The 12,802-nt window shown below is 28.0% G+C and carries 9 protein-coding genes; 3 read left to right on the top strand and 6 right to left on the bottom strand.

The features are described 5' to 3' along the window. Window positions 1–197: 197 nt before the first annotated feature. Both JJC02_06880 and JJC02_06885 read right to left on the bottom strand, forming a co-directional pair. A complete protein-coding gene (locus tag JJC02_06880) occupies window positions 198–398 on the bottom strand; it encodes a cold-shock protein (protein ID UDN55891.1) in 201 nt (66 codons plus the stop codon). Window positions 399–739: 341 nt separating this feature from the next. Further along, window positions 740–1,414, bottom strand: coding sequence for an MgtC/SapB family protein (locus tag JJC02_06885; GenBank protein ID UDN55892.1), 675 nt, complete (start codon window positions 1,412–1,414; stop codon window positions 740–742). A gap of 690 nt (window positions 1,415–2,104) precedes the next feature. On the opposite strand from JJC02_06885, the gene JJC02_06890 reads away from it, so the two are divergent. Next, window positions 2,105–2,890 carry a GNAT family N-acetyltransferase gene (locus JJC02_06890; GenBank protein UDN55893.1) on the top strand — a complete coding sequence of 262 codons (786 nt, stop codon included), beginning with the start codon at window positions 2,105–2,107 and terminating at the stop codon, window positions 2,888–2,890. Between the two features lie 341 nt (window positions 2,891–3,231). On the opposite strand, the gene JJC02_06895 is transcribed toward JJC02_06890, so the two are convergent. The 3 genes from JJC02_06895 to pdaA all read right to left on the bottom strand — a co-directional run bounded on the left by JJC02_06895 (window position 3,232) and on the right by pdaA (window position 6,411). Next, window positions 3,232–4,470 carry an alpha/beta fold hydrolase gene (locus JJC02_06895; protein ID UDN55894.1) on the bottom strand — a complete coding sequence of 413 codons (1,239 nt, stop codon included), beginning with the start codon at window positions 4,468–4,470 and terminating at the stop codon, window positions 3,232–3,234. 45 nt (window positions 4,471–4,515) lie between these two features. Next, complete coding sequence (locus JJC02_06900; GenBank protein ID UDN55895.1) at window positions 4,516–5,277, bottom strand: helix-turn-helix domain-containing protein; 762 nt, start codon at window positions 5,275–5,277, stop codon at window positions 4,516–4,518. 309 nt (window positions 5,278–5,586) lie between these two features. Further along, window positions 5,587–6,411 (bottom strand): delta-lactam-biosynthetic de-N-acetylase, encoded by an 825-nt coding sequence (pdaA, locus tag JJC02_06905; GenBank protein ID UDN55896.1) that lies wholly within the window; start codon window positions 6,409–6,411, stop codon window positions 5,587–5,589. Between the two features lie 223 nt (window positions 6,412–6,634). Here pdaA and JJC02_06910 point away from each other — a divergent pair, with 223 nt between their 5' ends. Both JJC02_06910 and JJC02_06915 read left to right on the top strand, forming a co-directional pair. Continuing rightward, a complete protein-coding gene (locus JJC02_06910) occupies window positions 6,635–9,754 on the top strand; it encodes an exonuclease (GenBank protein UDN55897.1) in 3,120 nt (1,039 codons plus the stop codon). A gap of 17 nt (window positions 9,755–9,771) precedes the next feature. Further along, entirely contained in the window at window positions 9,772–10,371 is a 600-nt protein-coding gene (locus tag JJC02_06915) for a ribonuclease H family protein (GenBank protein UDN55898.1), read from the top strand. A 225-nt stretch (window positions 10,372–10,596) separates the two neighbouring features. On the opposite strand, the gene JJC02_06920 is transcribed toward JJC02_06915, so the two are convergent. Beyond that, window positions 10,597–12,726, bottom strand: coding sequence for a peroxiredoxin (locus JJC02_06920; GenBank protein ID UDN55899.1), 2,130 nt, complete (start codon window positions 12,724–12,726; stop codon window positions 10,597–10,599). Window positions 12,727–12,802: the final 76 nt, after the last annotated feature.

Below are 12,802 nucleotides of genomic sequence, written 5' to 3' on the forward strand. Positions count from 1 at the left end.
GTGCTCTTTTTTTATTTAAAAAACAAATAAAATTAGGGGATGATATGGCAAAATATGAGTATTGGATAATAGAAGAAGTATTGTTTATGGTCAATTTTAATTAGACAGACAAAATTATTTATTTCATCAATAGTTATCTTATATATTGACAATAAAAAAAGACTCTAGTAAAGAGTCTTTCCCGAAAAATCTATATATTATAATATAATTATATTTTCTGCTTGAAGACCTCTAGTACCTTTAACTATATCAAAGCTTACTTCTTGACCTTCTTCTAATGATTTAAATCCTGAAGTTTGTATAGCTGAGAAATGAGCAAATACATCATCTCTACCTTCCATTGATATAAAACCAAATCCTTTTTCACTATTAAACCATTTAACTATTCCATTATTCATTAAAAATACTCCTATTAACCTATATCAAGATATACTTGATTTACTCGTGTATTACCACAAATACTATTATATCGTAGATTAATAAAAATGTCTACTTAATTATATTTTTTAGTTAACATTTTTTGTTACTCTTAATCTTGAAAATGTATCTAAGAAATAGATAACAAAAAGTTAAATGAATTAGAAGAATATGATTAAATCCGAACAACCAAAATATATCGAAAAATATATATGTGAATGGCGAAAAACAAGGGATGAGTTTTATATAGACTCATCCCTTGATTATTTATATCTTGACTTTGATTAAATATATTATTATCTTGAAGGTTCCATTTTTTATGTTATATTTCTAAAGTTTCTATAAGAGGATTATCGCTAAATAATTTTAATAAATTTGTTTTTTTATATCCTTTAGGTAACTTAGTATATATAACTACTTCTAACCAATCCCCATCAAGACGTTTAATATTCATGTTTATAATTTCAATGTTAGATTGCTTAAATTTACCTTCAATATATTCTATGGAATCAGTGCTGTTAGAAATTTTAAGAGAAACTTGCTCTGCTGTAGGGAGTTTCATCCATTTTCTATCCCTATGAAGTAATATCTGTACAATAACAATAATGATACTTGAAACAATACCAAGTAAGTATAGTCCAGAGCCAATGGCAAGACCTGTACCAGCTGTTGCCCATATGCCAGCAGCTGTAGTAAGCCCACTTACTGATTGATTTCTAATAAATATTAGTCCAGCACCTAAAAAACCTATTCCACTGACAACCTGTGCCGCAACACGTGCTGGGTCTAGACCAATACCCGGAGTACCAACTATATCATTAAATCCATACTTGGAAACAATGATTATAAGTGCTGAAGCTAATGCCACTATAAAATGAGTGCGTATTCCAGCTTCTTTTAGTCTATTCTTTCTTTCATATCCAACTAAAGCTCCACAGAAACCAGCAGTAATGATTCTTGCTATGTATTCAAATTGAATCAGTATATGATTGTTCATTTATTTAGCACCCCCTTATATATAATATTATATATACTATAATACTACATTTTTTATGTGAATATAGTAAAGTTTAAAATTTATATAATAGTTATATATGAGTATAAAATAGATAAAAGTATATTATGTTCATAATTATAACTCCTGTAAAATGATAATAGATTATATCTTTTGTCTTGTATTATAACAAATATATGTGAACTGTATATAAAGTGTGTGTTTTATTAAGTTCTAAATTTCTTCTAGTTTAATTCACATTCAGTACACAAATAATTAGTAAGATATAAGTAAATAAAGATATAACATGACTATAGAAATTTAACTTTAAAATAATTTATGATAATTTAGAGGAGGAAAATTTATGAATATATCAAGAAAAGCTATGAAAATAATAGAATTAGCACAAAGAATTGCAAATAAAAAAGGTATCTCAGTAGAAGAAGCTTGGAATGAAGCAATAAAAGAATATAAAAATAAATATGAACATATTGCATAGACATTTAAGTATATAGTTTATTTAAAGTATAAAATGATATACAACATTTAACTGTATAACTTTAATATAAATCGATTAATTTAAAATCTTAAATTATTTAAAAAAATTAAGAATATTTGGTAGAATATAATGGTTTTAAATGATACTATAAACTATAAGGTATATCATTATTAACGCAAAAGGAGGATATATGCTTGATTGTAAAAATAGATAATACTTTAGAAAAGGAATTTTGGCAATATGTATCACATGAAGAAAGTTTAAACTTATTCATAATTGGATATGTTGAAAACTATGGATTTAGTTCTCACTCTCAAGATATATGGTTTCAGTTAAAAGACGGAAATATAACTTCTATAATATTAAAGAATAAGTCAACACTTATAATTTATAGTCTAAAAAATAATTTTGATATAGGAGAGATGAAGAATCATATAAAAGGTTTGGATGTAGAAAGTATAAGTGGGAAAAAGTGTGTAATAGATAGATTGATACGTGAATACAAAGATTTTTATGAAAAACTAGATAATAAATTTTGTATATTAAAAGAAATAAAAGAAATTGATTTCTCTAACATGAAGGAGTATAAAATAGAAAAAGCTCAGGAAAAAGATGTTGATGAAATAGGTAAACTTTTAAATAAGTCAGACTATAAAATAAGTCAAAATTACATAGAAGATAGAAAAGAACATTTAAAAGAAGGAAATGTAAGAGCATATTTTATTAAAAACAATGATACTATGATTAGTACTGTTTCAACTGGAATGGAAACTAGTTTTTTGGCAATGGTAGTATCTGTAAGCACCGATAAAGAATATAGAAGAAGAGGATTTGCAAGTTATATAGTTTACAATTTAAGTAAAGAATTATTGTTGGAAGGAAAGGTTCCATGTCTTTTTTATAATGATGATATAGCAGGAAAAATATATCACAATATAGGGTACAAAGAGATAAATGAATGGACAATTCTTTTTAAATAACTATAAAAATAACAAATTTTCGTATCATTCTTAACGTGTCTTATACAATGGCTTAAACACTGGAAAGGCGTTTCTTTGATAGGTTTGTTGGTATTTATATCCTCTCTATTTAAGCGTAGTTTTCTTTGGGAATCTGTGAATTTATGACATAAGAAAGGCCCAGCTACATTGAGTAACTGGGTCCATTATCATATATATGTCGTGTGATTACATAATATAATTCATTTCTATAACCGTAGTATTTCGCAAGTGTAAACCAATTTTTTTGACAAATGATTATTTGAACAAAGCAATAAGTACATGGTAACAAATGGGATTTTGTATGATTCTAAAATCAACATTTAAACTCTATCAGGTCTTTTCATCATCATAATCCAATTTGAAATTGTATCTAAAACCAGTTTGCTATTTCCACAGTTACAGTGGTTACTAGCTTGTTCTGCCTCTGTCATAAGACGGAATGTAAGAGAACGGACGTTGGTAAGTAAATCAATCTCTTTATCAACAGTTCTATAATCAATGAAATGATCTTCTGTTGCACCTAAGATTAAAATGTCCTGTGTTATCTTTTTTGCAATAGGTTCTATCTGGTAATTATTGATTTTTTGAAAATACTCATAGGGTGTAGTAGCTTCATATGCGTACATTCCATGCTTTAAACCCCATACCACTAGACTATCGCCACGCTTCATTTTTTGCTTTACGATGAAATTGACTAGTCCTTTTATTTTGAATTTTAGCAGTAAGCGAAGTAGCTTTTGCATTTTTATTGGTTGCGAGCCAATTATTACGTCTAAGAAATTTGGGAATACAGACCAAGCCACCACGCGCTCAATTCGTTTTTCAAAGGCTGCTGCTCGTGGAGCAAGAAAACCTCCTAAGGAAGCACCTACAATAGTTATATTATCTAAATGAAAATAGTCTAAAATTGCTTTCACTGGACGTTCCCATTTATAAGTAAAGTGCTTTCCCTGCAAACGCATCACACCACCTTGACCAGGTCCCTCAAAAAGATAAACGTCAAATCCATGTTTCGCAAGATAAAGCATTGGAAAAAAGAATTCTTCAAAGTAAGAGTCATTTCCACCGTGAAGCAATATAGTGTCCTTTTTCTCTCCCTGCGCTTTTGCAAACATCACAGGTAGAGTGATATTTTCATATGGCACATGAAAAGTTTGTACGGCTCCATTTGAGAAATATTCAGAGTAATAGTCGTAAAATAGATTAGTCGCTTTTGTGTAGATTTCTATTTTATCAGAGTCGCCATCATACATAAAAAATTCACTCATACGATAGTAAGCAATTGCATTTTCTATGCGTCCATCTTGTTCAGCTTCTTGTGCCAGACATATAAGTTGTGTTTTCCAACTTTCACTATCGACAATTTTAGAGGCGGCTTTTTGTATATCTTCCAAGCGACCTCCATCCCACATAATAATTCTGTTTAACTGAAAATTAAAATTTGCGTTTGAATGAAAGCAATATAGACCTTTATTAAAAGAAATTTTATTTGTTTTCAATGTCATCACTCCTAAAAAGATAATGCATAGCAATAAAGAATAATCTTTATCGCTATGCATTTATTATAACAAACATTAGATATATTAACTTTCAAATAGACGCTACTAATGAATAAAATATATTCTGCATTTCCCTGTAAGCTCACTTGCAGCGATACCAAGATATTTTTTGCTGGAAGCTGAAAAATGAGAGGGTGAACTAAATCCTGCATCCATAGCAGCTGAGGTAATATCCCCACTTTTTAACAATAACTCATAAGCCTTGCGAAGTTTTGATAAAGCCAAATAGCTATTTAGTGATATTCCCATTTGTTCTTTGAAAAGATGAGAAAACCGACTTTTTGACAATTTTACTTTGGTACATATCTCGAGAAAGATTTCATTGTCAATGTGTGTGGACTTTAGAATATGATTCAACGCCCATTGTATTCTACTGTCCGTAATAGACGAAATGTGACAACTTAAATTTAATATACGGAAAACTTGCTTTGAAAAATCAATGTAACTTTGGGGCAACCCTTTTGCATGACAAGTGGTGTAAACCTCTTGTATTTGTTCAACTGCGAGGTTATCCATAACGAAAAAAGAGTCCTCTAGTAATTGACGTTGACTAAGAGTTTTGGCAAGTACGCTTGTATCATCTATTAAGAAAATCAACATTTTGTTTTCTTCACTTGCCACCGTATGTGCTACATTGGAATCAATAATAATGCCCTTACATTCTAATGTCTCTCCCTCATCAAACATTACAGACAAGTTCCCAGATTGTGATATAATAATATGTTTTGCAAGATGCTGATGAATATTCGGTTGTCTATATTCTGTATCTAAAAATATATGGTCAATCATTACACAAATAGTAGTCATAGCTGTCAACTCCTTGCTTATAGCTTAGCATAGTATACACTTTTTAACAAGAAAGTCTAGTAATTGCAAGGATTTTTTGACGCTGTAAATTATTCCACAATCTTATTAAGAGAATGTAAATGGATGATGTCAAAATGGTGCGAAACTTATTTCAAATACGATACAAGGAGGAATGACACGATTTTAGAGGATATACGAAAAGTCTTATTTCAGTCAATAAAAAATAAAAAACTCCGTTAAGAATTAAAGTACTTATAAATAGTTTTATTTTTACTATAATTCATTCTGGAGTTTTTTTTAATTAAAATATTATTTTTTATTACTTAGATAATCAAGCGTTTTAAGTTTATAACCTTCTTTTTCCCAATGTGTAAGAACTTCATCCAGTATTTCAGTATTTGTTGATGAATTTGGATGTAATAGCACTATTGCACCAGGATGTGTTCTTGAATAAATTTTGTTTTTTGCAAATTCATGAGTAGGTTGTTTCTTTTCATACCAATCTACATAAGCAAAACTCCAAAATATAGATTTATAACCTAAGTCTTTTGTATATTTCAAAGATTGTTCACTAAACTTACCCATTGGTGGTCTAAAATATTTAGGCATTTCTTTTCCAGTAACATCTTTATATGCTTTTTCTACACTTGTAATTTCTTCTTTAAATTTTTCAAAGTCTGTAATTCCTGCCATTGATGGATGGCTTTTTGAATGATTACAAACTAAATGTCCTTCTTTTTCCATACGTTTTATTAAGTCTGGATTACTTTTTATATAACTTTCAACTACGAAAAACTGTGCTTTAGCATTGTGTTTTTTAAGTGTATCTAATAATTTTGGAGTGTTTCCGCTTTCGTATCCAGCATCAAATGACAGATATATAACTTTTTCATTGGGGTTTCCTACATAATAGGAATCATATTTCTTAAAAAAATCTGCTTCTTTTATAGGAGAGGGTTGTTTACCATCTTCTCTAGGGTTAAAATACCAATCATACTCATGTGTATCGAGTGTTGGGTTAGAAATCTGAGTTTTTGTCTTATCTAATGATTTAAAGTTTATACTAGCAATTCCAAAAAGTATTAGAGCAAATGTTCCTATCATAATATATTTTTTTAGGTTATCTTTTTTCACAATTTCACCTCTTATTTAAAATTTCAAGTGTATTTCTTACAATATAGTTTTAATATTTATAGTTAAAAATATTCATATATACAGATAATAAATTGAATAAGTTTATTGTAATATATATAAAATTAATATTAATTGTCTTAAATAAAGTATATATAAATGATAAAATATAAAGAGAAATCATTGTAGATAAGTTAGACTGATTTAACTTGAAGGGATATTAAAGATGGATAATATAAGAAGTTTATTAAATGATGTTGTTTTTTTAGATATAGAAGTTAGTGGATTAGATTATTTAAATTCAGAAATTTTAGAAGTTGGTGTTGTTAAGGTTAAAGATTGGAAAATAGAGACCTATCAATCATTAATAAAAAATAAATACAATATACCTATAGAAGTATTTTCACTATTTAGTAATTTAGAAAAAAATGATTTAGAGACAGCTTATGAGATAGAAAAAGTAGAAGATGAACTTATAAATTTTGTAGAAGATAGTGTGATTATATGTCATGATTTAAGTTTGAAAAAAAAGTTTTTTGAGTATCATATGCCAAAGTTAAAAAACAGATTTGTCGATTTAATTGAGTTAGCAGTTATTTTAGAGCCATATCATAAAGAGTATAGTTTAGAGTATTTAAAAAATAATGTAACCAATTGTAATTCTAAAGTGAAAAATAGAGCTTTATCAGATGCTATTGATATCATAAATATTGTAAATTGCCTTCTCGTAAGATTTAGCAGTTACGAAAAAACTACTTTAGAGCCATTGAGTTTTAAAATAAATTCGTATTTTAATAAGTTTAATCTTTCAACATGGGAATGGAGTAAATTTTTAGAAGAGGCAAACTATGATTTATCAAACAATATAAATATCAAAAAAGAATATAAGAGATTTAATTCAAAAGAAGAAAATAAAAAAGAAAAAGAAACATTAAAAATTTTAAATAAAGAAGAAAAAAATTATGAAGAATTATTAAAGTACAAAGCCATCTGGGAGAATAAAGAAGGATTTACATATGAGTATAGACCTGGTCAATATGAGCTTACTAAAACAATACGGGAGTTGTTTAGAAATAGTGAATACGAAGAAAAAATTGCATGTATAGAAGCACCAACTGGTATAGGTAAAAGTGTAGGATATTTATTGCCTGCAATACTAGAAGCTAGAATTAATAAAAAAAGATTGTTAATTTCTACTGATACAAAGGAATTGCAGATACAATTAATAAATAAAGATATTCCAAATGTGTTAGATTCTTTGGGTCTAAATGGAAAAGTAAGTTATGGATATATAAAGGGAAAAAATAACTATATCTGTATAGATAGACTGGAATCATATATAACAGATTATGAATCTCAAAACCCTACTAAAGGAGAAATATTATCTTTAATATTTTTAGAGAGGTTAGTTGAAGGTGGTAAGTATGGAGATATAGAAGAAATAAATTATTGGGTGTTGGATAATTTCAATGAAATAAGCATTCACTTAAGAAATATAAGTTGTGACTCAAATATGTGCAGACCTAAAAAATGTAAAAAGGATTGTTTATATAAAAATAGAATAGAAGAATTGAAAGAAGAACATATAACGGTAGTAAATCATTCACTATTAGCTAAATGGCCATATAAGGATGAAAAACCTTTAGAAAATATAATAGTAGATGAGGCACATAATTTGACTGAAAAAGGATATGATTTTTTTTCAAGTATTATAAATTCAAAGTCCTTAAGGTATCTATTGCAAGAAATTTATCCTTACGAGTTTATTCAAAATAGTAGCTTTATATATAAAAAATATAGTAGAAATATGAGGAAAATAAAGGCTTTTGATAAATTTTATAATGTACTAAAAATTGAAAGAGAAGATAAACAAAAAATTGCTAGAAGTATAAATCTAATTCTTGAAGAGGTAGATTCAATATTAAACTTTGGTAGTGGTAGTGAATATAATAGTGTAAGTAATTATAATTTAAGATGGGAACTGAATTTGCAAATAGATGAAATCGTGGGAAAGCTAAATAAGGATGGCGTAGATACTGAAATAAGCTATAGAGCTTATAGTGAAAAGATAAAGTTAAGTTGTGAAAAAATAATAAGAAATTTAGTTTCAATAATAATAATAATTTATAGGAATATTGATGATGATAGTATAGATAAAGAAGCAGATATATATAAATTTGGAAAGGCAAAGACAAGAGATTTAGAGGATATAAAGATTATCTTTGAAATCTTTTTAGAGTATGATGAAAAGGATGATTATGCAAGGATAGTTGAAGTTGATAAGAATTATAATGATTTTGAATTTCGAGTAGTGCCGTTAAAAATAGCGGATTTGTTTGAAGAAAATATTTTATCTCAATTAGAGAAAGGAATATTTTTATCTGCAACTTTGAGTTTATCTGAAAGTATGTCTTATTTTAAAAATACATTAGGAATAGACAGAGTTAAGAATGTAGAAAAGATTATAGAACCAATTTTTGATTATAAAAATAGAGTTTCTGTAGTTGCATTTTCTGATATCTGTGAGTACAGAAACTCTGAATTTCCAAATGAAATGAGTAAAATTATATCTAATATATCACAGATTACAGAAGGACATACATTGGCTCTTTTTAATAGTAAAGATAGACAAGAAAAGACTTATGAAATATTGAAAAAATACTTACATAGTTTTAACTTAGAAATTTATGCTGATAAAAAGGGTATAAGGCATCTTAATGACTTAAATAGAAAGTGTGTAGTACTTGGCTCAAAAGGATGTTTTGAAGGGGTAGATATTCCAGGAGATGGTTTGGTTTGTGTAACTTTAGACAAGCTTCCAAATCTAAACCCAAAAGACCCTTTGTACTTTACTATAATGAAGAAGTACGATATAGATTACTATACTATAAATTATCCTCAAATGACCATAAAGGTAAAGCAAGCCATGGGGAGAATTTTAAGAAGTAAATATGACTATGGATGTTTTGTGGTTTTTGATGTAGGAACTAATATAAGTGTACTAAAAAGACTAGAGAAAGACTTACATGGTTGTAAAATTTCAAAGATGAATAGCAATGAGTTTTATACTTATATAAAGCAACATTTAAATAAATCTAGAGGTTTAATACTAAAATCGGTTATATTTGATACTATAAAAGCGTTGAATGTTGATTCTAAAATAGACAACAATGATGTTGATAAGGATATTATAAGAAAAGCTATGAATGAAAATATAAGACAAAGAGCTATAAAAGGAGAAGTGTATTATATTGATATTGTAAATAAAGATATGAAAGTAAAGTATTTTGATAGAAAATATATGATAAATTTAGATATATTTATGAGAGAAGAACATAAAAACTAAGAGTGGGAGTGATATATTTGGCAAAACAAAAGTTTTATGCTGTAAAAAAGGGTAGAAGTATAGGTGTGTATAATACATGGGATGAGTGCAAAAAACAAGTAAATGGATTTTCAGGAGCTAAATATAAAAGTTTTCCTACTTTACAAGAAGCAAAAGAGTATATTTATGGGCCAGAAAAATTGAGCTTTAAAGAAGATGAGGAGTTTATAGAAGCATATGTAGATGGAAGTTATGAACATTCAATAAAGATGTATGGTTCAGGTGTTGTGATTCTAAAAAATAATGAAGTTATAAAAACTTATAGTGAAAAAGGAAAAGAGAAAACTCTAGTAGGGATGAGAAATGTAGCTGGAGAGATAGAAGCTTCTAAAATTGCAATGAAGTACTGTATTGACAATAATATTCAAAACTTGATTTTATATTTTGACTATGAAGGTATTGAAAAGTGGTGTACTGGAGTTTGGAAAACAAATAAAGAAGGAACTATATCATATAAAAATTTCTATGACAGCATTAAGAATAAACTGAATGTAAAATTTACAAAGGTTAAAGCACATTCTGGAAATAAGTATAATGAGGAAGCTGATAAATTAGCTAAAAAAGCTATTGGTGTATAATGAAAAAATATTTATATATAGTGAGATGCTATAAGAGTATATTTAAACTCTTAATTTATAATTAAATAACTTATAATTAAATAAATTTTGATTAAAAAAGCAGATTGTATTATGAGAAAATAAGTATCTAATTTATAAATAATTAGTAGTATTAATTAGACATCGCTTATTTAATATAATAAAATCTGCATTTTTTATATACTTATAAAATTTTCCTACATTCTATTAGAATTGCCCATAAATCCCCTCAAGTTCTTCTTTTAATACCTCAGGGTCATTTATACCAATAGACATGGTTCTAGCCAATATATTTGCTTGGTCGTAAGTTGATGTCCATGAGAATACACCACCTAGACAATTTCTAAGAACATATTGAGTTTTTAAGAATATTGATAAAGCATCATCATATGACATTGCAAAATCTCCATCTTTAACTAAAAATGGGACTTGAGCAACATTATCAAATCTATATTCATATCCATTTTTATTTATATAATCCCTTCTAAGTTCATCGTAAGTTCTTGTTATAGTAGCACCTAATCTTCCGTAAAATGGTATACCAAGAAGGATTTTTTCAGAAGGCATTCCAGCATTTTCAAGATTTCTTACCATTGCATCAACACTATATCCTGGTAAAGATAAGTCAGAATCAAAAAGGTTTGCTTGATGTTTTCTAGCATTTGGTCCTGTTTCACCTGCTGTAAAATCATAACTCATAAGATTAAAATAATCTATTATAGGAGCTATTTTATCTATTTCAGCACTTGAATTTATATATCCTCTATCTCCTGTTCCAGCTACACTAAGCCATTTGTCATCCCCTATAACGTCTCTTATGGCAGTTAGTAGTAGTGTAAAGTTTTCTCTATCTTGAGGTCTTGATTTTATTCCAGATGCACTACTTCCAGGGTATTCCCAGTCTATATCTACTCCATTTAAAGCATATTCATTTATCATTTGATTAACCTGTCTTGCAAAATTATATCTAGATGTAGGAGTTAATGCTGCATCAGAGAAGCCTTCAGCCCCCCAACCTCCAATAGCTACAATTACTTGTAAGCTAGGTTTTTCAGCTTTAAGAGCAAGTAATTGATTTAAAAATCTAGGATAAGGAATAAACAAATTGCCAGACTGGTCTATCTCTGCAAAAGCAAAGATAACAGCATCCAATAATTCAGCATCTACATTAGTTGGGTTACCAAGAACGTATTCTGCCACAATTGGATTTATATCTGGACAGTTTATATTTTCAACTATTGGATTGTATGGATCTGTTATTTGTGGTCTAGCTAGTTTTTTTGAATCTTTTAAAGTCTTCATAGCTATTTTTTTAGTGTTTTTTTCACTAGTATAATCGTAGTTTTTATAATTGTGTTTGTAGAAATCTTCATAACTACTATCTTCTTTACCGTAGTTAGAATTTATTTTGTCACAAGATTTGTCTTTATCATAGTTAGAATCTATTTCATTGCAAGATTTATCTTTAAACTTATCTTGCTTGGAATTGTGAACCTTGTTAGTATTTTTATTATATTTTTTGTCATGGTTGTAATTATCTTTAATATCAGCCTTGTGTTCTTGTTTACAGTCAAAATCTTTGTTCATGTAGTCATGATGTTCATGTTCACAATTACATTCCTTTTCAATGTTTTTAGTATGTTCTGTTTTCCAACTACTAGTAGTATCAATTTTTTTGTTCAATTCTTCATCATTATAATTATCTGGTACAAAACATAAGTACCAGTCCATACAGGAATATTTCTTATTACAGCTATTAACTCTATTTTTTAATTCTTTATAGTTTTTAGGATATGGTAAAATCACTGGCATTCCAGGGAACCAGTTTGCAGGAGTAACTATATTATCTCTATCACTAGTTTGAAGTGCATCTACTATTCTAAGTATTTCTGGAATATTTCTTCCTGTAGTTAGTGGATAATAAAGAATCGTTCTTAAAATTTGATTATTATCTATAATAAATACAGATCGAACAGTTGATGTATCGCTCATTGGTTTTGATATCATGCCATATAATTTGGCAATTCTCATATCTCTATCTTCTATAATAGGAAATGGTATTTCTACACCTGTAAGTAAAGACATATTGTACATCCAAGCTAAATGTGAGCTGTTGCTATCAACACTTAGACCAATTAGTTCCGTATTTCTTTTTTTAAATTCGTCATAATATTTAGCAAAACATAAAAATTCTGTAGTACAAACTGGTGTAAAATCACCAGGATGTGAAAATAAAACAATCCAATTACCTTTATAATCAGAGAGTCTAATAGGGCCGTTTGTTGTATTGGCTTTAAAATCAGGAGCCTTTGATCCTAAACTTGGCAAATTTGGCATGTAAATCACCCCTCAATAAATTATCATTTATTTTATTCTATTAATTAGTACATATTAGTGTTACTACTTTATTAAA

Source organism: Clostridioides sp. ES-S-0054-01, assembly GCA_021561035.1.
Lineage (GTDB): Bacteria > Bacillota > Clostridia > Peptostreptococcales > Peptostreptococcaceae > Clostridioides.

What these genes read in the sequence shown, in the direction of transcription:
- JJC02_06920 (UDN55899.1), bottom strand. Translation starts at nt 12,726, where the DNA reads ATGCCAAATTTGCCAAGTTTAGGATCAAAGGCTCCTGATTTTAAAGCC.
- JJC02_06895 (UDN55894.1), bottom strand. Translation starts at nt 4,470, where the DNA reads ATGCATAGCGATAAAGATTATTCTTTATTGCTATGCATTATCTTTTTA.
- JJC02_06910 (UDN55897.1), top strand. Translation starts at nt 6,635, where the DNA reads ATGGATAATATAAGAAGTTTATTAAATGATGTTGTTTTTTTAGATATA.
- JJC02_06885 (UDN55892.1), bottom strand. Translation starts at nt 1,414, where the DNA reads ATGAACAATCATATACTGATTCAATTTGAATACATAGCAAGAATCATT.
- JJC02_06880 (UDN55891.1), bottom strand. Translation starts at nt 398, where the DNA reads ATGAATAATGGAATAGTTAAATGGTTTAATAGTGAAAAAGGATTTGGT.
- JJC02_06900 (UDN55895.1), bottom strand. Translation starts at nt 5,277, where the DNA reads ATGACTACTATTTGTGTAATGATTGACCATATATTTTTAGATACAGAA.